The organism is Billgrantia pellis (assembly GCF_008297955.1).
GTDB classification, from domain to species: Bacteria; Pseudomonadota; Gammaproteobacteria; order Pseudomonadales; family Halomonadaceae; genus Halomonas; species Halomonas pellis.
On the sequence record NZ_VTPY01000004.1, the window covers coordinates 1 to 20,387 of the forward strand.

Sequence of the window (20,387 nt, forward strand, 5' to 3'; positions counted from 1 at the left end):
GACGCTGGTGGCCTGGATCTGCACCAGTACCTCGCCCGCCTTGGGCGGCTCGACGTCGATCTCGGTGAGCTCGAGCGGCTTGCCCGCTTCCCAGGCAACGGCGGCGCGCGATTTCATGGCGAACTCCTGCAATTGGATTAAGTGGAGACGTGTAGTCTAGGCGCCCTTGCCGTAACGATGAAACTGCAACAGAATCATTACATTATTCCTGTTCAGCAATAATAATTGAGGTGGACCATGGCACGCTGGGACGGTATCGAAGCTTTCGTGGAGGTGGTTAGGCTCGGCACCTTCGCCGCCGCGGCACGCCAGTTACAAGTGTCCAACTCCCATATCAGCCGCCAGGTCGCCCAGTTGGAACAGCAACTCGGCCTTCCGCTGCTCTACCGCACCACGCGGCAAATTCGACTCACCGACGCTGGCGAGCGCTACTATGCGCGTTGTCGCGAACTGATCGAAGGCTTCCACGAAGCGGAGTCGGCCCTTCAAGCCTTACGCGAACGCCCCGAAGGCATCCTGCGCCTGAGCTCCGCCACGACCTTTGGCGAGCGCTTCATCGCCCCGCTGGTCAACGACTTCCTGCGCGAGCACCCGCAGCTCGAGACTCGCCTGCACCTGACCAACCGTCAGGTCGATGTCATCGACGAAGGCTACGACGTGGTGATCCGCATGGGTACCTTGCAGGACTCGTCATTGGTGGCTAGACGCCTGTGCCAACGACGCGAATTCGTGATCGGCTCGCCCGACTATTTCCAGCGCAACTCCCAGCCGCATACGGTCGCCGAGCTGGGCAAGCATCGTTGCCTGGTGGGTTCCCGCGATCTATGGCGCTTCGATATCGACGGCGTCCATCGCGAAGTCCGTGTTCACGGCCCGTGGCAGGCCAACTCCGGCCCTGCCCTGCTGGATGCGGCATTGAAGGGCCTGGGCCTGGCTCAGCTACCCGATTATTACGTACTGCCCTATCTGGCCAGTGGCGAACTGGTCGAGGTGCTCCATCCCTTTCGGTGCTGCGATGCCGGCGTCTGGGCGGTGATGCCTCGACACCGCCAGCATGCCGCCAAGGTGCGTCTGTTTGTCGACTATCTGGTCGAGAACCTGCCTACCCGGCTGACACAGGCCGCCTCATCCAAGCCGGCGTAATGAAACAGCGCCCCGCGGGGCGCCAGGAAAAGGCCTTGCGAAAATGGCCCTGCGCGAAGGGAGTCGCCTCACTTGAAATTCTTGCGATACATCTTCTGAATTTCGCCAACGATCCCGCTGCGAAAGCTGAGTACGCAGACCACGAAGATCAGGCCGAGGATCGGGCTCACCCAGTTGCCCAGCGGCGACTGGGCCAACAGGTGCTGCAGGCTGACCACCAGACCGGCGCCCGCCAGGGGGCCGAAAAGGGTGCCCACGCCACCCAACAGGGTCATCAGGATCACTTCGCCCGACATGTGCCAATGCGCGTCGGTCAGCGAGGCGAGCTGGAACACCACCGTCTTGGTGGAACCGGCCAGCCCGGCAAGACCCGCGGAAATCACGAAGGCCACCAGTTTATAGGCATCGACGTTGTAGCCGAGCGAAACGGCGCGCGGCTCGTTCTCGCGGATTGCCTTGAGCACTTGGCCGAACGGCGAATGAATGGTGCGCTGAATCAGAGCGAAGCCGAGCAGGAATACGGCGAAGACGAAATAGTACATCGCCAGGTTGCTGCGCAGGCTGATGATGCCGAACAGTTGGCCGCGCGGTACGCCATGCAGGCCATCCTCGCCACCGGTGAACGGAGCCTGGATATAGAAGAAGAACATCAACTGCGCCAGGGCCAGGGTGACCATGGCGAAGTAGATGCCCTGGCGACGAATCGACAAGGCGCCGAAAATCACGCCTAGCGCCACGGCAGCGACGGTGCCGGTGATGATGCCCATTTCCGGCGTCAAGGCCGGATAGCTCGACAGCAGATAGCCGGTCACGTACCCCCCGGTCGCCAGGAACGCCGCGTGGCCGAAAGAGAGCAGGCCGGCGTAGCCGAGCAGCAGGTTGAAGGCGCAGGCGAACAGGGCGAAGCACAACACCTTCATCAAGAACACGGGATAGACGGCCAGCGGTGCTACCAGTCCCATCGCGATCAACGCCAGATAGAAGGCGTTGCGCCGCAGATTGGCACGTCGGGCACGCGCCAAGGCTGGCGTCACTGTCTGTGTATTAACCATATCGTCATGCCTCCTTGCCGAACAGGCCGGCGGGTCGCAGCAGCAACACCAGTATCATCACCAGGAAGATCACTGTGTTGGCGGCTTCCGGGTAATACACCTTGGTCAACCCCTCGATCAGCCCCATGCCGAGACCGGTGAGAATCGCGCCCAATATCGAGCCCATACCGCCAATGACCACCACGGCGAAGACCACGATCAGCAGATTGGAGCCCATGGTCGGCGATACGGGATAGAGCGGTGCGGCCAGTACACCGGCGAAGGCCGCCAGCGCCACGCCGAAACCGTAGGTGAGCGTGACCAGTAGCGGCACGTTGACGCCGAAGGCCTGCATCAGCGCCGGATTCTCGGTACCGGCTCGCAGATAGGCACCAAGCCGCGTGCGCTCGATCATGTACCAGGTGAACAGGCACACGAGAATGGCCGCCAGCAGCACCCAGGCACGGTACTTGGGCAGGAACATGAAGCCCAGCTGATATCCGCCCTGAAGCGAATCGGGCGTCGGATAGCGGGCGCCGGAGACACCGAAGAAGTTGATCAGGCTGCCTTCGAAGATCAACGCCAGGCCGAAGGTCAGCAGCAGCCCGTAAAGATGATCGAGATGCGCGATGCGCCGCAGCAGCACACGCTCGACCAGCATGCCGCCCAGCCCCACCACCAGCGGTGTCAGCAGCAGAGCGGCCCAATAGTTGATGCCCAGATATTGCATTCCCAGCAGGGTGGTGAACGCACCCAGCATATACATGGCCCCGTGGGCGAAGTTGACGATCTTCAGCAGGCCAAAGATCACCGCCAGGCCCAAGCTCAACAGGGCATAGAAGGCGCCGTTGATCAGGCCTAGCAGCAACTGGCCCATGAACACCGCCAACGGCACCCCGAATATCATCGTCATGTCGGATTCTCCTCGCCGTCAGAGGAGCGGCGGCCGCAGCCGCCGCCGTAAGGTGTCACGCTCAGTTCTGGACCAGCTTGCACTGGCTCTCGGAAAGCGGACGGTAGGCCTCTTCCGCGGGAATGGAGGTGAGAATCTCGTAGAGATCCCATTCGTGGGTGGACGCTTCCGGCGACTTCACGCGGGCCAGGTACATGTCGTGCACCATGCGACCGTCCTCACGAATGCGGCCGTTGCGCGCGAAGAAGTCATGGACCGGCTGTTTCATCATGTAGTCACGCACCGTCTGAGTGTCGTCGCTGCCGGTCGCCTCGACGGCCTGAAGGTAGTGCATGGTGCTGGAGTAGATGCCGGCCTGGACCATGGTCGGCATGCTGCCCACGCGCTCGTAGTAGCGCTCGGCCCACTCGCGGGACTGTTCGTCCATGTTCCAGTACCAGCCGGTGGTCAACAGCAATCCCTGGGTCGCGTCGAGCCCCATGGCATAGACATCGTTGAGGAAAACCAGCAGGCCGGCGAGCTGCTGGCCGGCCTCGACCACGCCGAACTGGCTGGCGGTGTTGATCGCGTTGACGGTGTCGGCGCCAGCGTTGGCCAGACCGATGATCTTGGCTCCCGAGCCCTGTGCCTGGAGAATATAGGAAGAGAAATCATCGGTCGGGAATGGATGACGCACGCCACCGACGATCTCGCCGCCATTCTCCTCCACCACCTTGGTCACATCGGCTTCCAAGGCATGGCCAAAGGCATAATCGGCCGTCAGCATGAACCAGGTGTCACCCCCGTGCTCGACGATGGCCCGTGCGGTACCGTTGGCCAGCGGGTAGGTGTCGTAAACCCAATGGATATGATTGGGCGTGCAGTGCTCGTTGGTAATGCTCGACGCCGCAGAACCGGAGACGATACCGAAGCCGTCGTTCTCTTCGAGCACTTTGGTCACGGCGATCACCACCGAGGAGGCGACCATGCCGGCCACCAGGTCGACGTTGCGTTGATCGACCCACTCGCGCACGGTGTTGGCGCCAACGTCGGCGCTGTTGCGATCGTCGGCGCTGAACACTTCGATCGGCATGCCGCCGACGCTGCCGCCGAAATCCTCGATCGCCATCTGGAGGGCCTCGAGGCCACCCGGACCGGCCAGGTCGCGATAGGTGCCCGACATGTCGGCGAGATAGCCGATGCGCACCTCCCCATCGCTGATCTCGGCCTGGGCGGTCATGGCCGTCATCGAAGCAGTGGCGGCAATGGCGATATGGCTGGCGAGGGTCTTCTTGGTGAAGGTCATTTTCGTCTCCGTGGCCCGTTCGGGCGGCTTGTTGTTGTGGCGAGCTGCGTGACAGGTCGCGGTTGTGGTGGTGGTTACGAAAGTTGCTGTTAGGGGTTGGATGCGCCACCGACGCGGCGCGGGCAGTGTCGAGAGTGTCAAACACCCAGCAGCGTATGCAGGTGGTCGCGCTTCGATGGCAGCTCCGCCGCCGCGATCTCCTCGACGATACGTCCATGCTCCATGACGTAATGACGGTCGGCGAGCGGCGCGGCAAAGCGGAAGTTCTGCTCCACCAGCACGATGGTCATGCCGCGGTCGCGCAGTTGGATCAGCACCTCGCCAAGCGCCTGGACGATGACCGGCGCCAGCCCCTCGGTGATCTCGTCGAGCAGCAACATCTGGGCGCCGGTACGCAGAATGCGCGCCATCGCCAGCATCTGCTGCTCGCCACCCGAAAGCCGGGTGCCCTGGCTGCGACGCCGCTCGTAGAGGTTGGGAAACATCTCGTAAATTTCATCCAGCGACATCCCCCCCGATCGCACGGTCGGCGGCAGCAGCAAGTTCTCCTCCACATCGAGGCTGGCAAAGATGCCACGCTCCTCGGGGCAGTAGCCGATCCCGAGCCGCGGAATGCGATGCGGCTTCATGGCGATGGTTTCGGTGCCGTCGATCACGATCGAGCCGGTGCGGCGACCGACCATGCTCATGATCGCCTTGAGTGTCGTACTGCGCCCGGCGCCGTTGCGCCCCAGCAGGGTGACCAGTTCGCCACGACGAACCTCGAGGTCGACGCCATGCAGGATATGGGATTCACCGTAGAAGGCATGCAGATCCCTGATGCGCAACATGTCGACACGGTCATGATCCCGATACGGGGCGGCTGCGGGACGTTCCGCGACCTGATTCATGCACCGACCTCCTCTGCTTCGGCTTCGCTGCCCATGTAGGCTTCCCGCACCCGCGGGTCGGCGGAAACGGTGGCATAGTCGCCCTCCGCCAGTACGGCACCGCGCGCCAGCACGGTGATACGATCGCAAAGCCGACTCACTACGCTGAGGTTGTGTTCCACCATCAGCACGGTGCGCCCCTTGGCCACCCGGCGGATCAGTTCGACGATGCGATCCACGTCCTCGGCACCCATGCCTTGGGTCGGCTCGTCGAGCAGCATCAGGGTCGGCTCCATGGCGAGCGTCGTGGCCACTTCCAGCGCACGCTTGCGGCCATAGGGCATCTCCACGGTCAACACGTCGGCATCGTCGCGCAGCCCCACCTCGTCGAGCAGCTCGAGCGCGCGCACGTTGAGAGGCTCGAGGGTGCGCTCGGACTTCCAGAAGTGGAACGAGGTGCCGATCGGCCGCTGCAATGCCACACGTACGTTCTCGAGTGCGGTCATGTGACCGAATACCGCCGAGATCTGGAACGAGCGCACCAATCCCATGCGGGCAATCTCGTTGGCCTTCATCCGCGTGATCGACTTGCCTCGGTAATGAATCTCGCCACGGGTGGGAGACAGGAATTTGGTGAGAAGATTGAAGACGGTCGTCTTGCCGGCCCCATTGGGTCCGATCAGAGCGTGAATGTGTCCTTCCCGGACCTGCAGGTTGACATCGTCCACAGCCGTGAAGCCGCGGAACTGCTTGGTCAACCCGTGAGTTTCCAGTATGAACTCCTGGGTCATGTGACGTCCTCTCCGGATCGCTTGGCGGCGACCCATGCCGATTGTTGTCGTTGTCATGAAGGCTGCCGCTTGGCTCAGCCCGGGACTTCTAACCTTTACGTTAACGTAAGCTAGAGGAGAGATTCCTCGGTAGCAATAGCCTGAGGGCCATACTCGACCAATGGTGTAGAGATGCCTCCATTCAATAGCTTGCAAACGAAAACGCGACACCGTTCGGTGTCGCGTCTTCCGGCTCGGCGAGCCAAGGCGAAAGGGGAGCTCGAGTGCTCGCCCTCTTCAGCACTCGATGGCGTTGACTGCCAATCCGCCGCGGGAGGTTTCCTTGTACTTGTCCTGCATGTCGCGCCCGGTATCGCGCATGGTGCGGATCGCCTTGTCCAGCGAGATGAAATGGTCACCATCGCCGCGAAGCGCCATCTGAGCGGCATTGATCGCTTTGACCGAGGCAATGGCGTTGCGCTCGATGCAGGGTACCTGTACCAGGCCGCCCACCGGATCGCAGGTCAGCCCCAGGTTGTGTTCCAGACCGATTTCAGCGGCATTTTCCACCTGAGCCACACTGCCCCCCATCACCTCGGCAAGGCCCGCCGCGGCCATGGCGCAAGCCGAGCCGACCTCGCCCTGGCAGCCCACCTCGGCACCGGAGATGGAAGCGTTCTTCTTGCACAAGATGCCCACCGCCCCGGCGGCAAGCAGAAAATCCACCACATCCCGCTCGCAGGCGCCGGACTGGAACTTCATGTAGTAATGCAGCACGGCGGGAATGATGCCTGCCGCGCCATTGGTCGGCGCGGTCACCATACGCCCGCCTGCGGCGTTCTCCTCGTTCACTGCCAGGGCGAAGACGTTGACCCAATCCATCGCACCGAAAGTCGTGGCGATCAGGCCGCGGTCATCCTGTGCCGCCAGCAAGCGCCGATACAGCGCCGCGGCTCGCCGCTTGACGTTGAGCCCTCCGGGCAGTATGCCTTCATGTTGCAGTCCGGCGTCGACACAGTCCTGCATGGCTTGCCAGATCTGCCACAGGCCTTGGCGAACCTCGTCCTCGCTGCGCCAGGCCTTCTCGTTTTCCAGCATCAGCTCACTGATGCGCAGGTTATGCATGCGACACAGCGCCATCAGCTCGGCGGCGGAGTTGAAGTCGTAGGGCAGTACCGTCGTATCCTGGTCCAGCTCGCCCCGAGCCGCCTGTGCCTCATCGACGACGAAACCGCCTCCCACCGAGTAATAGGTGTTGTGCCATAGCGCGTCGGTATGCCCATGGGCGACGAGTGTCATGGCATTAGGGTGGTAGGGTAGGCACTCCTCGTACCATTGCATGTCCCGCGCCCACAGGAAGGGGATCGGCAACCGGCCATCCAGCATCAAGGTGCTGGACTCGAGCAATTCCTCGAGGCAGGGCGTGACGATGGCCGGATCGATCTTGTCGGGGCGCTCTCCCATCAGCCCCATGATCGCGGCACGATCGGTACCGTGCCCTTTGCCCGTCGCGCTGAGCGAACCGTAGAGCTTCACTTCAATCCGCGCGACCCGCTCCAGCAGGTCCCGCTCGCGTAGCGCCTGGATGAAATCGTAGGCAGCCCGCATCGGCCCCACGGTGTGCGAGCTGGAGGGTCCAAGGCCCACCTTGAAAAGATCGAAGACGCTGATTGCCATGCGGTTCACCTCGTTGTCGCCCAGGCCGCTCAATCCGGGACACGGACGGATCAGCCTGACTAAAACATCTTTGTCATTAGGGTGTGTCTGCCATTAGAGTGGTGGCATATTCCGCTTCAAACAAGCGAGAATAACTCCTTCTCAATATAGTATGACTAAACCATGAGTCGCCTCTTGCATGCCCAGACCCACGCTTGGCTGAAAGTCTTCGCCGTCAGCGCCCGTCATCTCTCCTTCACCCGCGCGGCGGAGGAGCTGCATGTCACTACCGGTGCGGTGAGTCAGCAGATCAAGCAGCTCGAGGAGCGACTCGGGTTCAAGCTCTTCCGCCGCCTGCCCCGACGCCTGGAGCTAACCGAAGAGGGTAAACGGCTCGCCGCCGTAGTCGACGAGGCTTACCAGTCGGTCGGCCTCGAGGTGAAGCGCCTGCGCAGCGGCGTAATGAGCGGCGTGATTCGGCTACGCAGCGTACCGGCCTTTCTCAGCAAGTGGCTGATGCCGAGACTGCCACGACTGCAGGCGCGTTTTCCCGATATCGAACTGCAGGTAATCGCCGAGGACAGCAGCCTGTCGCTGCGCGAGGGGGAGTTCGATCTGGCGGTCGATCTCAATGATGGCCACTATCCTGGGTTATCGATTACGCCACTGATGGAAGAGATCATTTTTCCCGTCTGCTCACCGGCGCTGATGCGCCGACGCCCCGCCCTATCGCGGCCACAAGACCTCGCCTGGTATCCGCTTCTACACGACGTTACCGCCTGGCGGGGTGGGCACCCCTACGCCGAATGGGAGCATTATCTGGAAGCCATCGAAGCTCCACCGCTCAATGTGCGCCGCGGCTACACGTTCAACCGACATCGCCTGACCCTGGAAGCGGCAGTGGCGGGCATGGGAGTCGCTATCGCGCGGCAGGCACTGCTGACCGACGAGCTACGGACCGGCAGCCTGATCGCGCCCTTCCCACAGCGCATACCGACCGGCAAGCGCTACGGCATCGTGTATGCGCAGGGCTCGCTCGACGACCGGCGTGTACGGGCCGTGCATGACTGGCTCTTGGAGGAGGCGTGCAGGGGAATGGTCATAAAGTGGTAAGAGAGGGAAGATGACGGTAAAATGACATACATCCTTGAATGTATTGTTGAAGTGTTCCCATGCCGCCTAATCCTACGACATACCCCATCGGCTTTGCCGCCACCTGCGCACGCGCCACGCTCTACATCCTGCTCGTGGCCGCGCTTCTCCAAGGCGCCTATCTGGAAGCGCTGTACCTGGATGAAACGCGCTTTACCGAACGCGGCTATACCGAACTGACCCAGAGCGCTCTGCTGGCGAGCGTTTCGCTGTTGCTAATCTATACACGTCAGGTGCTAAAAGCCGCCCCTACCCTGACGCTGCTGCTATTCGCCTTCGCCTTTAGCTCACTGATTCGGGAACAAGACGCCTGGCTGGATATCTATGTGGCCAAGCATACCTGGAAAGTGCTGGTGGCATTGGTCATTGTGCCCACCCTTTACTGGGTGATACAGAAACGACACCAATTTCTCGAGGAATTCGCCGCTTACTCCAATACCTTCTCCTTCGGCCTCTTCGCCTCGGGCTTCCTCGTCACCTACGTCTTCTCGCGCCTGTATGGACGCAGCGAGATGTGGATGGCCATCCTCGGGGAGCATTATCAGCGCACCTTCAAGGACGCCGCCGAAGAGATCACCGAGCTGCTGGGCTACAGCCTGATTCTTATCGCCGCCATCGAGCTGGTCCTGCTCGCGAGGCGCTGGCAGCAGGCCCGCTCCACGCCCTGAACGCCAGCGTCGCTCTTGAAAGACAGCCACCGTCGGCCAAACGCAAGACGCCCGCAGCCATGACTGCGGGCGTCTGCGTGATCGACCCCGGACCTATTCGTCGAGGAACGAGCGCAGCGGCTCCGAACGACTCGGGTGGCGTAGCTTGCGCAGCGCCTTGGCTTCAATCTGACGAATCCGCTCGCGTGTGACGTCGAACTGCTTGCCGACCTCCTCAAGGGTATGGTCGGTGTTCATGTCGATGCCGAAGCGCATACGCAGCACCTTCGCCTCGCGTGCGGTCAGACCGCCCAGTACGTTGCGAGTCGCCTCGATCAGTCCTTCCCCGGTGGCCAGATCGACCGGTAGCTGCATGGTCCCGTCTTCGATGAAGTCGCCCAGGTGGGAGTCGTCGTCGTCACCGATGGGCGTCTCCATGGAGATCGGCTCCTTGGCGATCTTGAGCACCTTGCGCACCTTGTCCTCGGGCATCTCGAGACGTTCGCCCAGCTCTTCCGGCGTAGGTTCGCGCCCCATCTCCTGCAGCATTTGACGCGATACGCGGTTGAGCTTGTTGATGGTCTCGATCATGTGAACCGGGATACGGATGGTCCGCGCCTGGTCGGCGATCGAGCGCGTGATCGCCTGGCGAATCCACCAGGTGGCATAGGTCGAGAACTTGTAGCCCCGCCGGTATTCGAACTTGTCCACCGCCTTCATCAGGCCGATGTTGCCCTCCTGAATGAGATCCAGGAACTGCAGGCCGCGATTGGTGTACTTCTTGGCGATGGAAATGACCAGGCGCAGGTTGGCTTCGACCATTTCCTTCTTGGCTCGGCGCGCCTTGGCCTCGCCGATGGAGAGACGCCGATTGATCTCCTTGAGCTCCGACACGGATAGTTGGACCATGTCTTCCTCGAAGGCGATACGCCGCTGGGCGCGCTGAATATCGGCACGCAGCGGCTCCAGACGATCGGCGAACTTGCTCTGTTCGGCCATGAACTCGTCGAGCCAGGCCTGGCGCGACTCGTTGCCCGGGAATTCCTTGATGAAATGCTTGCGCGGCACCTTCGCCTTCTTGACGAAGAGCTGCATGATCGCCTTTTCCTGCGTGCGGACCTGCTCCACGCTGATCCTCACTTGGCCGACCAGGCGCTCGAAGTGCTTCGGCACCAGCTTGATCGGCGAGAACAGTTCCGCCAGACGCGCCATTTCCGACCGGGCCTCGGCGCTTGCGCGACCGTGCTCGGCGATGGCGGCACGCACCAGCTCGTTCTGCTCACGAATCTGCTCGAAGCGGGCTTTGGCTTCCTCGGGGTCAGGGCCGCCGGTGCTCTCCTCCTCGGCCTCGCCGGCGTCGTCATCGTCTTCGTCGTCGCTATCGCTGTCGGCGCTGTCGGTGTCGTCGCTGAGGTCTTCCTCGGGGACTTCGGCTTCGGCCACGCCGGGAATCCCCTCGTCAGGATCGATGAACCCCGAGAAGAGATCGGAGAGGCGCCCCGGCGCCTCCTCGTCCTGAGTGGCGTCGTAGGCTTCGAGAATGGAGTCCACCGCCCCGGGCAGCCACGCCAATGCCGACATGACCTCGCGAGTGCCCTCCTCGATGCGCTTGGCGATCTCGATCTCGCCCTCGCGGGTCAGCAGCTCAACGGTACCCATTTCGCGCATGTACATGCGCACCGGGTCGGTAGTGCGACCGACGTCGCTCTCCACCGCCGCCAGCGCGGCCACGGCCTCCTCGGCAGCCGATTCGTCAGCGGAGTGATCGGACATCATCAAGGTATCTTCATCGGGAGCCTCCTCGACGACGCTGATACCCATGTCATTGATCATGCCGATGATATCTTCCACCTGATCGGGATCGGCAATATCCTCGGGAAGGTGGTCGTTGACCTCGGCATAGGTCAGGTAGCCCTGTTCCTTGCCGCGCGCGATCAACTCCTTCAGACGTGACTGCTGCTGCGCATTTCCAGCCATAGAAACCCTATCTCGACGAAGAAGAATGAAGCACCTGAGCGGTGAGGTGGAGAAAACTCATGAAGCCCAATAGTATAGCGGGAAACATCGCATCCCCGCCAGTACGGCCATTTGCTCTGTCATTCAGGTGTGTTAATTTAATCGGTTGTGCCGACGCTGGAACTCGTATCCTTCAATGTGGTGGCGACAGGGGAAAATTCAACCCATCGCCCGGCTACCCTTTCAGTTCCATCAGTAGCTCCATCAGCCGCCGCCTTGCCTCCACCGGCAGCCGCTCCCCGCCGCGCTCTCTTTCCAACAGCGCATCGAGCTCTTCCTGCGGCGACTGGCGCTGACGATGCCGCTGCAGATAAGCGATCAATCCCTCCAGCTCACGACCTCGCGTCTCGCGGGGAATCAGTAGTTCGCGCCGAGCCAGCGCCGCCAGCCGCTGCCCGGTCTCGCTGCCCTGGAAGTGGGCCAGCAGTACCTGCGGGCTGCGATAGCGTCCGGCACGCAGCAACCGCACCAGCTCACGGCATAGTTCGCTGTCGGCCTCCTCGGAGGGGTACCAGTCGTCCCCCTCGGGCAAACGCTCGATCAGCGCAGGCTCGTGAACCAGCAGCTGCACCACGCGTGCCACCGGCCCCAACGGCACACGCCCTCCCGCCTGCGAGACCTCCCCCGCCCCAGCAGGCTCGGCAGTGACGGGCTGACCGAGAGATGGCACCGCACGCGGCGACTCCTCGGCGGCAAGGTGGGACGACGCCTCGTCTTGACGTCGCATGAGCGCTTCGAAACGCGCCTGATCGACGCCGGTACGTCGCGAGAGCTCACCCAGCAATACCGTCCTGAGCACCCCCTCCGGCAATCGCTGCGCGGCCTTCAACACTTGGCTGGCAAAGCGTTCACGCTCCTCGACCCGTGCCAGGTCGCGTCCACGCGATGCCTGCTCGAACAAGAACTCGGACAGCGGACTGGCGCAGGTGATGCGGTCCTCGAAGGCGGCAGCCCCTTCGCGACGCACCAGGGTATCCGGATCCTCGCCCTCCGGCAGGAACAGGAATCGCGCCTCGCGACCGTCGATCATTTGCGGCAGCACCGTCTCCAGCGCCCGGCTGGCCGCTTGACGTCCCGCACGGTCGCCGTCGAAGCAGAACACCACCTCGCCGACCAGGCGAAACAGCCGGGCCAGATGCTCCTCGCTGGTCGACGTCCCCAGCGTGGCCACGGCATTGCGAATGCCGAACTGAGCCAGCGCCACCACATCCATGTAGCCCTCGACAATCACCACCCGCTCCAGGCGAGGGCTGGCCTGGCGTGCCTCGAACAGCCCGTAGAGTTCTCGCCCCTTGTGGAAGACCGGGGTTTCCGGCGAGTTCAGGTACTTGGGCTTGGCATCCCCGAGCACGCGCCCACCGAAGGCGATGGTACGCCCGCGCACATCGCGGATCGGAAACATGACCCGATCGCGAAAGCGGTCGTAGGTGCGCCCGCTCTCCTCGCGGTGCACCAGCAGGCCGTACTCCACCTGCACCGGCTCCGGGACACCCCGCTGACCCAAGTGGTGCTTGAGCGCCTCCCAGTCATCGGGCGCATAACCGATACCGAAGTCGCGCAGCACGTCAGGCGACAGACCGCGCCGAGCCAGATAGTCGCGAGCCGCTTGCCCCTCGGGCATTTTCAGGCGCTCTCGAAAGAAGCTGGCCGACAGTTCCAGCAGGTTGACGCCTTCCTGACGCTTGCGCTCGCGCGCCTGGGCCCGAGGGTCGTCGGCCCCTTCGCGCGGCACTTCGATTCCCTGCCTCGCGGCCAGTTGCTCCACCGCCTCGGGAAACCGCAGCTTGTCGTACTCCATCAGGAAACGCAGCGCGTTACCGTGAGCGCCGCAGCCAAAGCAGTGGTAGAACTGCTTGTCGGCACTCACGGTAAAGGACGGCGTCTTCTCCTGATGAAACGGGCACAGACCGGAGTAGTTGCGCCCAGCCTTCTTCAACGCCACCCGTTCGCCCACGACCTCGACCACGTCGACGCGAGCAAGCAGGTCATCGATGAAACGCTGGGGAATCTGGCCGGCCATTCGGGTCTTGCCACCTCCCGGCGGGACACAAGTGAAGAAAGGTGTGGCGCCGCTTGCGGAAAGACAAGCGGCCACCTGACGGCGGCCGCTCGCGCATCCTTCCAGGGCTACCGCCGCATGCTGCGTCGGTCACCCCCAGTACGGATCAATAGAGCCGTTCGAAGCGCTTGCGCTCACGCTGCAGCTTCTTGGCGTGACGCTTCACCGCAGCGGCGGCCTTGCGCTTGCGCTCCGCAGTCGGCTTCTCGTAGTGCTCACGACGACGCACTTCGGAGAGGATGCCGGCTTTCTCACAGGAACGCTTGAAACGGCGCAGCGCGACGTCAAACGGCTCGTTATCACGTACTTTGACAGAAGGCATTAAGCACTCACCTACCTTAGATCTTGAGTTCGGTTCGTACGTACACCCTCTTCGTCACTTCCCATCCGCGCCACGCGGTGCCGAATCGGCGGGGAAGCGTCTCTGGATGCACGACCCAGTTGTACAGCGCACGGTAGTTTAGTCGTCGAATCGACACTTTGCAAATCGTCACGGCCTTTCGGCTCGCAGGCGGGAAGCCGTCGGCGCGGCGTTTTGCTAGACTACCGCTTCTCACTTTGCGCGAGCCGATATCATGCGAGTACTGGGCATAGAGACCTCCTGCGACGAAACCGGCGTTGCGATCTACGACACCGAGCAGGGCCTGGTGGCCGACGCCCTCTACAGCCAGGTCGCCATGCACGCCGAGTACGGCGGCGTGGTACCCGAGCTCGCCTCCCGCGACCATACTCGCCGGCTGCTGCCGCTGATTCAGCAAGTGCTCGACGCCGCCGGCATGCGCCGCGACGAGCTCGATGCCATCGTTTATACCGCCGGGCCCGGGCTGGTCGGCGCGCTGATGGTGGGCGCCAGTACCGCCCATGGTATGGCGCGCGCTCTGAACGTACCGGTGCTCGGCGTGCATCACATGGAAGGCCACCTGATGGCACCGATGCTCGAGGACTGCCCGCCCGAGTTCCCCTTCGTCGCGCTGCTGGTATCGGGCGGCCACACTCAATTGGTCGAGGTGCGAGGCATTGGGCGCTATCGCCTGCTCGGCGAATCGGTGGACGATGCCGCCGGCGAGGCCTTCGACAAGACCGCCAAGATGTTGGGGCTGGCCTACCCCGGCGGTCCTGAGGTGGCGCGACTGGCCGAATCGGGCGATCCAGGACGCTTCCGCTTCCCCCGTCCCATGACCGACCGCCCCGGACTCGACTTCAGCTTCTCGGGATTGAAGACCCACACCCTGACGGCCCTACGCCAGTTGGAACAGGCGGGCGAGCTAGACGACCAGGCCCGTGCGGACGTGGCGCGAGCCTTCGAGGAAGCCGTCGTCGACACTCTGGTGATCAAGTGCCGCCGTGCACTGGACGACACCGGGCTGAAACGCTTGGTCATGGCTGGCGGGGTAAGCGCCAACGAACGCCTGCGCGAACGTCTGGCCCGTGAGGCGGACAAACGCAAGGCTCGGGTCTACTACCCCCGTGGACGTTTCTGCACCGATAACGGAGCCATGATCGCGCTGGCTGGCGCCCAGCGTCTGCTAGCCGGCGAGCGTGACGAGATCGGCTTCATGAAAGCGGTACCGCGATGGCCGATGGAGACGCTGAAAGCACCGACCGGCACCTGACGACCCGAAGCGATTCTAGCGGGTTAGAGTCCCGGTTCATCGCCGCGCCCCAGCCGGCGAATATTGAGCAGATGCCGCACCAGCACCAGCGCGGTGAAGGTCGTGACTACCAGCACATAATCCGGCGCCAGCCACAGGCTGGCCAGCGGCGCCACCCCGGCGCTCGACAGCGATGCCACCGCAGCGGTACGTACCCGCCATGCCAGCAATGCCCACAGGACGGCACAGCACATCGCCACCCCGGGAGTCAGCACCAACAGGACGCCGAAGGCACTGGCCACCGCCTTGCCGCCACGAAAGCGATGCCAGGGGGGATAGCTGTGGCCCAGCAGCACGGCGAGGCCGATCACGCCCTGAGCCCAGGGCGGCAAGCCGAACGCCATGGCCAGCCCCAGCGCAGGCATCCCCTTGACAGCGTCGAGCGCCAGCGTCGCCGCGGCCAGCCGTCGTCCGTACAGGCGTAGCACGTTGGAGAAGCCCGGATTGCCCGAGCCCGCCAGGCGCGGATCGTCCACGCCCGCCAGACGGCAGACCCATAGCGCCCCCAGCCAGGAACCGCTGGCATAGCCCAGCAGCAAACACGCCAACAGCTGCAGTAGCCCTTCATGCGTCACCTGACATCGCTCCCTCAACGGTCATCCTCGGATGATGCCAGCCGCGGCGCCGAGGGGACAGCGCTCGAATCTGTCATCGCCACCTGCGCTCACGTACAATCGGGCCTCTTTCACCATACGGGAGCCGCGCATGGACCGCGTACTGATAGAGTCGCTCGAGGTTGAGACGGTCATCGGCGTCTATGACTGGGAGCGCACCATTCGTCAGCGGCTTACGCTCGACTTGGAGCTCGCCACCGACATCCGCCCGGCCGCCGCCGACGACGACCTGGCGCTGACGCTCGACTATGCCGCGATCAGCCAGCGCATTGCCCATTTCGCCGACGAGCACGCTTTCTCCCTGGTGGAGACCTTCGCCGAGCGGTTGGCGCAGGCCCTGCTCGCCGAATTCCCCATTCCCTGGCTGCGGCTGACGCTGCGCAAGCCCGGCGCCGTGCCGGCGGCAGCAGCCGTGGGCGTACGCATCGAGCGCGGCACGCTTCCGGAGGCACCCTGATGGCTCGAGTCAGCGTCAGTATCGGCAGCAACATCGACCGCGAACATCATGTCCGCGCCTGCCTGGATGCGCTGACGGCCAGCTTCGGCGAGTTGCTCGTTTCGCGGGTCTACGAAAGCGAGCCGGTGGGCTTCGAGGACGGGCGCAACTTCTACAATCTGGTGGCGGCGTTCGAGAGCGACTGGTCAGTGGGTGACCTGCAAGCCTGGTGCAAGCGTGTCGAGCGCGTCAATGGGCGGCATCCCGGAAGCCCCAAGTTCAGTCCGCGCACGCTCGATATCGACCTGCTGACGGTGGACGATCTGGTAGGCGAGCACGATGGCGTCATATTGCCGCGCGGCGAGATACTGCACCATGCCTTCGTGCTGCTGCCGCTGGCCGAACTGCTGCCGGATACCCATCATCCCGTGGCGGGGCGTTCCTATGCCGAACTCTGGGCCGAATTCAATGCCGGCGATCAACGCCTGTGGCCGGTAACGCTTAATTGGGCATCGCGGCGCTGACAGGCTGCTAGGCCGGCCCCAGCTCGCTCTCAAGGATGGTCCGGCGCCGCCGGGCCAGCTCCGCGCCCAGCTCGCCGCCGCGAAACCCTTCCGCCAGCAGCTCGCGCGCTTCGAGTCGCGACACCGCCCGCCAGGCCCGCTCGAGCGCTTCGGCCATAGCCGGGGCGTCGATCGCCAGCAGCGCGACCAGGGGGCGAACACGTTCGCTTCGACGCCAGGCATCGACCCCATCCAGCCAAGCCTGTACCGCCCCGGCACCGAGCTCGCCCCGTTCGCGCAGTCGTCGGGTCAAGGCCGCCTGGCGTCCCAAGTCGCGATAGATGCGCGGCAATCGCAACCGCTCGGCCAGCGACTCCTGCTGCGCGTCATCAAGATGTTCCACCAGTCGTGCCCAGCGCCAGCGGGGGCGCTCCTCCTCTTCTAGCTCGGCGGGCAGGCGCTCCATCCGCCCCAAGGCGCTCTCCAGGAATTCGACATCGTCGACGAGCTCCGGCATCAGCACCGTCAGCGCCCCGCAGTCGCCCAGCGTGCGGAAGTAGACCGCAGGCGCCGGTTCGCCCAGCGCCTTCTCGGTCTCGGTCCAGACCCGCTCGGCCACCAGATGGGCAAGTTCGCCGCTGTCGGCGAGCTTGCGCATCAATGCCCGGGTTTCGTCGGCAATGACGAAGCCGAGGCCGGCGTAGCGGGCCAGAAAACGCGCGGTGCGCAGCACCCGCAGCGGATCTTCGACGAAGGCCGACGAGACATGGCGCAGCACGCCGGCACGCAGGTCGGCCAGGCCGCCGTAGGGATCGACCAGCGCCCCTCCTGGCGTCTCAGCCATGGCGTTGATGGTCAGATCGCGCCGGGCCAGATCCTCTTCCAGCGTCACATCGGGGCTGGCGTGGATCTCGAAGCCGGTATAGCCGTGACCCGACTTGCGTTCGGTGCGAGCCAGAGCGTACTCCTCGTGCGTTTCGGGGTGCAGGAACACGGGGAAATCACGGCCCACCGAACGAAAACCGCGCTGGCGCATTTGTGCCGGCGTGGCACCTACCACCACCCAGTCGGTGTCGGCGACCGGCCAACCCAAGCGGGCATCGCGCACTGCGCCGCCCACACGATAAACCTCGAGCCCCTCGAGGCTTCGATCGCGCTCACGGCTCATGAACCGCTGCGCTCCACCCGGGCCGGCAAGCGGTATTCCCATTCGGTGAAACCGCCGTCGAGACTGTAGACCTCGGCAAAGCCCTGGCCGGCCAGCCAGGCCGCGGCCTGCTGGCTGGAATGGCCATGGTAGCAGACCACCACCAGCGGCTGCTGGCGCGGGGCGGTCTCGAACAGCGTCGGCACGCTGTCGTTGCTCAAGTGGCGACTGCCGGGGATATGGCCGGCGTGGAAACTCATCGAATCGCGGATGTCCACCAGCGTGAGCAAGGTGTCGTTCTCGAGCCAGCGCTCGAGGGTCTCGATCGTCAGATGCTGAAACGAGGGGGTCGTCATGCGGGCCTCCCGGGTCGCGAAAAGGTCAACGGCGTTGATGGCTGGGCACGTCAATGCGCTCGCCGCTGGACAGGTTCAGGGCCGTGAGGGTGCCGCCCCAGACACAGCCGGTATCAAGCGCCTCGGCACGAACCTGGGCGCCTTCGGCACGGCCTTCGAGCGCCGCCCAGTGCCCGAATACCAGGCGCAGGTCGTCGCCGCGCGGGTAGCGAAACCAGGGCGCGAATCCAGGTGGCGCGCTATCGAGCCCTTCCTTGGCACTGAAGTCGAGGCAACCCCCGGCATCGATGAAGCGCATCCGAGTCAGCACATTGACGATGGCACGCAGGCGTTCGATACCCTCGAGCGAAGCTTTCCAGCAGGCGGGAGCATTGCCGTACATGCGCTCAAGGAAAGACCCGCTGCATTCGCCGCCGAGTCGCGCTTCCACCTCGGCGGCAAACCCAGCCGCCTCGTCCTGGGTCCACTGCGGCAGCAGCCCGGCATGGGTCATCACGGTATCGCCCTGTCCGTCGAAGGCTTGACGTACCAGCAGCGGCCGCGACTGCAGCCAGTCGAGCAAGGCGTCCCGGTCGGGGGCGTCGAGAATCGCCGCCAGCGTATCCTTGCGGTTCAATCGACCGCCGCCGCGAGCCACCGCGAGCAGGTGCAGGTCGTGGTTGCCGAGCACGGTGATCGCCGCCTCGCCCAGTGCCCGAACCTCACGCAGGCAAGCCAGCGACGCCGGGCCACGATTGACCAGGTCACCCGCCAGCCACAGCCGGTCATGGCGTGGGTCGAAGTCGATCCGCTCCAGCAGTTCGACGAATTCTGCGTGGCAACCCTGCAGATCCCCGATGGCGTAGGTAGTCATGGCACGTTCCCTATGGCGCTATGGCAAAAAAAATCGGGCATCTTCCCTGTCGGCATCGATGCGCGTCAGTGAACCTGGTTGGGGCTGGCCAGACGGAAGGGGGCGATGGCGACCTCGAAGGGACGCTGGCTGGCCGTGTCGACGCAGGTATAGGCGCCCTCCATCACGCCCACCGGTCCATCAAGGATGGCCCGACTGGTGTACCGAAAGGTCTGGCCGGGACCAATCATGGGCTGCTGTCCCACCACGCCCTTTCCGCGCACTTCCTGCACCTTGCCACTGCCTTGGGTGATCCGCCAATGCCGAGCCAGCAATTGCAGGCTGCGCGTCGAGTGGTTGTGGATGGTCACGGTATAGCTGAAGACATAGCGTGATTCTTCGAGAGAGGACTCGTCGACGCGAAAGACGGGTTCCACATCGACGAGCACCTGACGCTCCAGCGGGATGTCCGAAGAAGCCTGGGTCATGTCGTCGCCTCCGTTGCGGCCAGATGATTGGCGATGCGCACGAACTCCTCGACGCCGAGCGTCTGGGGACGCCGTCCCGGATCGATACCCAGCGCCCCGAGCGCATCGGCATCGACCACCCCCTTGAGGTTGTTGCGCAGCGTCTTGCGCCGCTGGGCGAATGCCTGGCGCACGACATGGAACAACAACGTCTCGTCATCGGCCGGCCACGGTAGCACCGTGTGTGGCCTTAGCCTGACGATGGCCGAGTCGACCTTGGGACGGGGCACAAAGGCCTCCGGTGGCACTGTGAACAGAGCATCCACGCGACAGCGATACTGCGCCATGACCGAGAGCCGTCCCCAGTCGGGGCCTCCCGGCTCGGCAGCCAGACGCTCCACCACTTCCTTCTGCAGCATGAAATGCATGTCGGCAATGGCGTCGCCCGCTTCCAGCAGATGGCCGATCAATGGCGTTGAGATATTGTACGGCAGGTTGCCGACCACCCGCAGCGGAGGGCCCTCGCCACGCAGGGCGCGGAAGTCGAACTTCAGCGCATCGCCTTCGTGGATGATGAAGCCGGAATGGTTGAAGAACTGCACGCGCAGTCCCGGAATCAGGTCGCGATCCAGCTCGATCACTTCCAGATGGCCATCGGCCGCTTCGAGCAATGGCTCGGTCAGGGCCCCCTGACCGGGGCCGATCTCGACCAGCCGGTCGCCGGAGCGGGGCCCGATGGCGCGCACGATGCGCGAGATGATGCCGGGGTCACGCAGGAAATTCTGGCCGAAGCGCTTGCGAGCGCGATGGACCGGCGGGCGCGAAGCCATGGTAAATCC

Annotated in this window: 21 protein-coding genes and 1 pseudogene; 6 read left to right on the forward strand and 16 right to left on the reverse strand. The window is 63.8% G+C overall.

Annotated features, from left to right (window positions below):
* Window positions 1-117: pseudogene (locus F0A17_RS10150) on the reverse strand (S-(hydroxymethyl)glutathione dehydrogenase); the annotation flags it as partial.
* 120 nt (window positions 118-237) lie between these two features.
* Between F0A17_RS10150 and F0A17_RS10155 the strand changes: the two are divergent.
* Window positions 238-1,143, forward strand: a complete 906-nt coding sequence (locus F0A17_RS10155; RefSeq protein ID WP_149328250.1) for a LysR family transcriptional regulator — start codon at window positions 238-240, stop codon at window positions 1,141-1,143.
* A 68-nt stretch (window positions 1,144-1,211) separates the two neighbouring features.
* Here F0A17_RS10155 and F0A17_RS10160 read toward each other — a convergent pair whose 3' ends face one another.
* From F0A17_RS10160 to F0A17_RS10185, 6 genes are all read right to left on the reverse strand, one after another.
* Window positions 1,212-2,195, reverse strand: a complete 984-nt coding sequence (locus F0A17_RS10160; protein WP_149328251.1) for a branched-chain amino acid ABC transporter permease — start codon at window positions 2,193-2,195, stop codon at window positions 1,212-1,214.
* A gap of 4 nt (window positions 2,196-2,199) precedes the next feature.
* On the reverse strand, window positions 2,200-3,087 hold the full coding sequence (locus F0A17_RS10165) for a branched-chain amino acid ABC transporter permease (protein WP_149328252.1): 888 nt from the start codon (window positions 3,085-3,087) through the stop codon (window positions 2,200-2,202).
* 61 nt (window positions 3,088-3,148) lie between these two features.
* Window positions 3,149-4,372, reverse strand: coding sequence for an ABC transporter substrate-binding protein (locus F0A17_RS10170; protein WP_149328253.1), 1,224 nt, complete (start codon window positions 4,370-4,372; stop codon window positions 3,149-3,151).
* A 137-nt stretch (window positions 4,373-4,509) separates the two neighbouring features.
* Window positions 4,510-5,262: an ABC transporter ATP-binding protein gene (locus tag F0A17_RS10175; protein ID WP_149328254.1), complete on the reverse strand. Its 753-nt coding sequence runs from the start codon at window positions 5,260-5,262 to the stop codon at window positions 4,510-4,512.
* On the reverse strand, window positions 5,259-6,032 hold the full coding sequence (locus tag F0A17_RS10180; protein WP_149328255.1) for an ABC transporter ATP-binding protein: 774 nt from the start codon (window positions 6,030-6,032) through the stop codon (window positions 5,259-5,261). The genes F0A17_RS10175 and F0A17_RS10180 overlap by 4 nt, the downstream gene beginning before the upstream one ends.
* Window positions 6,033-6,308: 276 nt before the next feature.
* A complete protein-coding gene (locus tag F0A17_RS10185; protein WP_149328256.1) occupies window positions 6,309-7,688 on the reverse strand; it encodes an L-serine ammonia-lyase in 1,380 nt (459 codons plus the stop codon).
* A gap of 162 nt (window positions 7,689-7,850) precedes the next feature.
* Here F0A17_RS10185 and F0A17_RS10190 point away from each other — a divergent pair, with 162 nt between their 5' ends.
* Both F0A17_RS10190 and F0A17_RS10195 read left to right on the forward strand, forming a co-directional pair.
* Window positions 7,851-8,780, forward strand: a complete 930-nt coding sequence (locus F0A17_RS10190; protein ID WP_149328257.1) for a LysR substrate-binding domain-containing protein — start codon at window positions 7,851-7,853, stop codon at window positions 8,778-8,780.
* Window positions 8,781-8,839: 59 nt separating this feature from the next.
* Window positions 8,840-9,487 (forward strand): hypothetical protein, encoded by a 648-nt coding sequence (locus F0A17_RS10195; protein ID WP_149328258.1) that lies wholly within the window; start codon window positions 8,840-8,842, stop codon window positions 9,485-9,487.
* A 93-nt stretch (window positions 9,488-9,580) separates the two neighbouring features.
* Here the strand turns inward: F0A17_RS10195 and rpoD are convergent, their stop codons facing one another.
* The 3 genes from rpoD to rpsU all read right to left on the reverse strand — a co-directional run bounded on the left by rpoD (window position 9,581) and on the right by rpsU (window position 13,863).
* Window positions 9,581-11,443 carry an RNA polymerase sigma factor RpoD gene (gene rpoD, locus F0A17_RS10200; protein WP_149328259.1) on the reverse strand — a complete coding sequence of 621 codons (1,863 nt, stop codon included), beginning with the start codon at window positions 11,441-11,443 and terminating at the stop codon, window positions 9,581-9,583.
* A gap of 214 nt (window positions 11,444-11,657) precedes the next feature.
* Window positions 11,658-13,502: a DNA primase gene (gene dnaG, locus F0A17_RS10205; RefSeq protein WP_149328260.1), complete on the reverse strand. Its 1,845-nt coding sequence runs from the start codon at window positions 13,500-13,502 to the stop codon at window positions 11,658-11,660.
* A gap of 145 nt (window positions 13,503-13,647) precedes the next feature.
* A complete protein-coding gene (gene rpsU / locus F0A17_RS10210) occupies window positions 13,648-13,863 on the reverse strand; it encodes a 30S ribosomal protein S21 (RefSeq protein WP_010629611.1) in 216 nt (71 codons plus the stop codon).
* A gap of 253 nt (window positions 13,864-14,116) precedes the next feature.
* Here rpsU and tsaD point away from each other — a divergent pair, with 253 nt between their 5' ends.
* Window positions 14,117-15,154, forward strand: a complete 1,038-nt coding sequence (tsaD, locus tag F0A17_RS10215) for a tRNA (adenosine(37)-N6)-threonylcarbamoyltransferase complex transferase subunit TsaD (protein WP_149328261.1) — start codon at window positions 14,117-14,119, stop codon at window positions 15,152-15,154.
* Between the two features lie 23 nt (window positions 15,155-15,177).
* Here tsaD and plsY read toward each other — a convergent pair whose 3' ends face one another.
* Window positions 15,178-15,786, reverse strand: coding sequence for a glycerol-3-phosphate 1-O-acyltransferase PlsY (gene plsY / locus F0A17_RS10220; RefSeq protein ID WP_422670703.1), 609 nt, complete (start codon window positions 15,784-15,786; stop codon window positions 15,178-15,180).
* 112 nt (window positions 15,787-15,898) lie between these two features.
* On the opposite strand from plsY, the gene folB reads away from it, so the two are divergent.
* A complete protein-coding gene (folB, locus tag F0A17_RS10225) occupies window positions 15,899-16,264 on the forward strand; it encodes a dihydroneopterin aldolase (RefSeq protein WP_149328262.1) in 366 nt (121 codons plus the stop codon).
* Window positions 16,264-16,767 (forward strand): 2-amino-4-hydroxy-6-hydroxymethyldihydropteridine diphosphokinase, encoded by a 504-nt coding sequence (folK, locus tag F0A17_RS10230; protein WP_149328263.1) that lies wholly within the window; start codon window positions 16,264-16,266, stop codon window positions 16,765-16,767. The genes folB and folK overlap by 1 nt, the downstream gene beginning before the upstream one ends.
* A gap of 7 nt (window positions 16,768-16,774) precedes the next feature.
* On the opposite strand, the gene F0A17_RS10235 is transcribed toward folK, so the two are convergent.
* From F0A17_RS10235 to rsmA, 5 genes are all read right to left on the reverse strand, one after another.
* On the reverse strand, window positions 16,775-17,914 hold the full coding sequence (locus F0A17_RS10235; protein ID WP_149328264.1) for a polynucleotide adenylyltransferase: 1,140 nt from the start codon (window positions 17,912-17,914) through the stop codon (window positions 16,775-16,777).
* Entirely contained in the window at window positions 17,911-18,249 is a 339-nt protein-coding gene (gene glpE, locus F0A17_RS10240) for a thiosulfate sulfurtransferase GlpE (protein WP_149328265.1), read from the reverse strand. The genes F0A17_RS10235 and glpE overlap by 4 nt, the downstream gene beginning before the upstream one ends.
* A 25-nt stretch (window positions 18,250-18,274) precedes the next feature.
* Window positions 18,275-19,102 carry a symmetrical bis(5'-nucleosyl)-tetraphosphatase gene (locus F0A17_RS10245; protein WP_149328266.1) on the reverse strand — a complete coding sequence of 276 codons (828 nt, stop codon included), beginning with the start codon at window positions 19,100-19,102 and terminating at the stop codon, window positions 18,275-18,277.
* Window positions 19,103-19,167: 65 nt separating this feature from the next.
* Window positions 19,168-19,569: a Co2+/Mg2+ efflux protein ApaG gene (gene apaG, locus F0A17_RS10250; protein ID WP_149328267.1), complete on the reverse strand. Its 402-nt coding sequence runs from the start codon at window positions 19,567-19,569 to the stop codon at window positions 19,168-19,170.
* Window positions 19,566-20,378 (reverse strand): 16S rRNA (adenine(1518)-N(6)/adenine(1519)-N(6))-dimethyltransferase RsmA, encoded by an 813-nt coding sequence (gene rsmA, locus F0A17_RS10255; protein WP_149328268.1) that lies wholly within the window; start codon window positions 20,376-20,378, stop codon window positions 19,566-19,568. Before rsmA ends, apaG begins: the two co-directional genes overlap by 4 nt.
* Between the last annotated feature and the right edge of the window lie 9 nt (window positions 20,379-20,387).

What these genes read in the sequence shown, in the direction of transcription:
- F0A17_RS10155 (WP_149328250.1), top strand. Translation starts at nt 238, where the DNA reads ATGGCACGCTGGGACGGTATCGAAGCTTTCGTGGAGGTGGTTAGGCTC.
- F0A17_RS10160 (WP_149328251.1), bottom strand. Translation starts at nt 2,195, where the DNA reads ATGGTTAATACACAGACAGTGACGCCAGCCTTGGCGCGTGCCCGACGT.
- F0A17_RS10165 (WP_149328252.1), bottom strand. Translation starts at nt 3,087, where the DNA reads ATGACGATGATATTCGGGGTGCCGTTGGCGGTGTTCATGGGCCAGTTG.
- F0A17_RS10170 (WP_149328253.1), bottom strand. Translation starts at nt 4,372, where the DNA reads ATGACCTTCACCAAGAAGACCCTCGCCAGCCATATCGCCATTGCCGCC.
- F0A17_RS10175 (WP_149328254.1), bottom strand. Translation starts at nt 5,262, where the DNA reads ATGAATCAGGTCGCGGAACGTCCCGCAGCCGCCCCGTATCGGGATCAT.
- F0A17_RS10180 (WP_149328255.1), bottom strand. Translation starts at nt 6,032, where the DNA reads ATGACCCAGGAGTTCATACTGGAAACTCACGGGTTGACCAAGCAGTTC.
- F0A17_RS10185 (WP_149328256.1), bottom strand. Translation starts at nt 7,688, where the DNA reads ATGGCAATCAGCGTCTTCGATCTTTTCAAGGTGGGCCTTGGACCCTCC.
- F0A17_RS10190 (WP_149328257.1), top strand. Translation starts at nt 7,851, where the DNA reads ATGAGTCGCCTCTTGCATGCCCAGACCCACGCTTGGCTGAAAGTCTTC.
- F0A17_RS10195 (WP_149328258.1), top strand. Translation starts at nt 8,840, where the DNA reads ATGCCGCCTAATCCTACGACATACCCCATCGGCTTTGCCGCCACCTGC.
- rpoD (WP_149328259.1), bottom strand. Translation starts at nt 11,443, where the DNA reads ATGGCTGGAAATGCGCAGCAGCAGTCACGTCTGAAGGAGTTGATCGCG.
- dnaG (WP_149328260.1), bottom strand. Translation starts at nt 13,502, where the DNA reads ATGGCCGGCCAGATTCCCCAGCGTTTCATCGATGACCTGCTTGCTCGC.
- rpsU (WP_010629611.1), bottom strand. Translation starts at nt 13,863, where the DNA reads ATGCCTTCTGTCAAAGTACGTGATAACGAGCCGTTTGACGTCGCGCTG.
- tsaD (WP_149328261.1), top strand. Translation starts at nt 14,117, where the DNA reads ATGCGAGTACTGGGCATAGAGACCTCCTGCGACGAAACCGGCGTTGCG.
- folB (WP_149328262.1), top strand. Translation starts at nt 15,899, where the DNA reads ATGGACCGCGTACTGATAGAGTCGCTCGAGGTTGAGACGGTCATCGGC.
- folK (WP_149328263.1), top strand. Translation starts at nt 16,264, where the DNA reads ATGGCTCGAGTCAGCGTCAGTATCGGCAGCAACATCGACCGCGAACAT.
- F0A17_RS10235 (WP_149328264.1), bottom strand. Translation starts at nt 17,914, where the DNA reads ATGAGCCGTGAGCGCGATCGAAGCCTCGAGGGGCTCGAGGTTTATCGT.
- glpE (WP_149328265.1), bottom strand. Translation starts at nt 18,249, where the DNA reads ATGACGACCCCCTCGTTTCAGCATCTGACGATCGAGACCCTCGAGCGC.
- F0A17_RS10245 (WP_149328266.1), bottom strand. Translation starts at nt 19,102, where the DNA reads ATGACTACCTACGCCATCGGGGATCTGCAGGGTTGCCACGCAGAATTC.
- apaG (WP_149328267.1), bottom strand. Translation starts at nt 19,569, where the DNA reads ATGACCCAGGCTTCTTCGGACATCCCGCTGGAGCGTCAGGTGCTCGTC.
- rsmA (WP_149328268.1), bottom strand. Translation starts at nt 20,378, where the DNA reads ATGGCTTCGCGCCCGCCGGTCCATCGCGCTCGCAAGCGCTTCGGCCAG.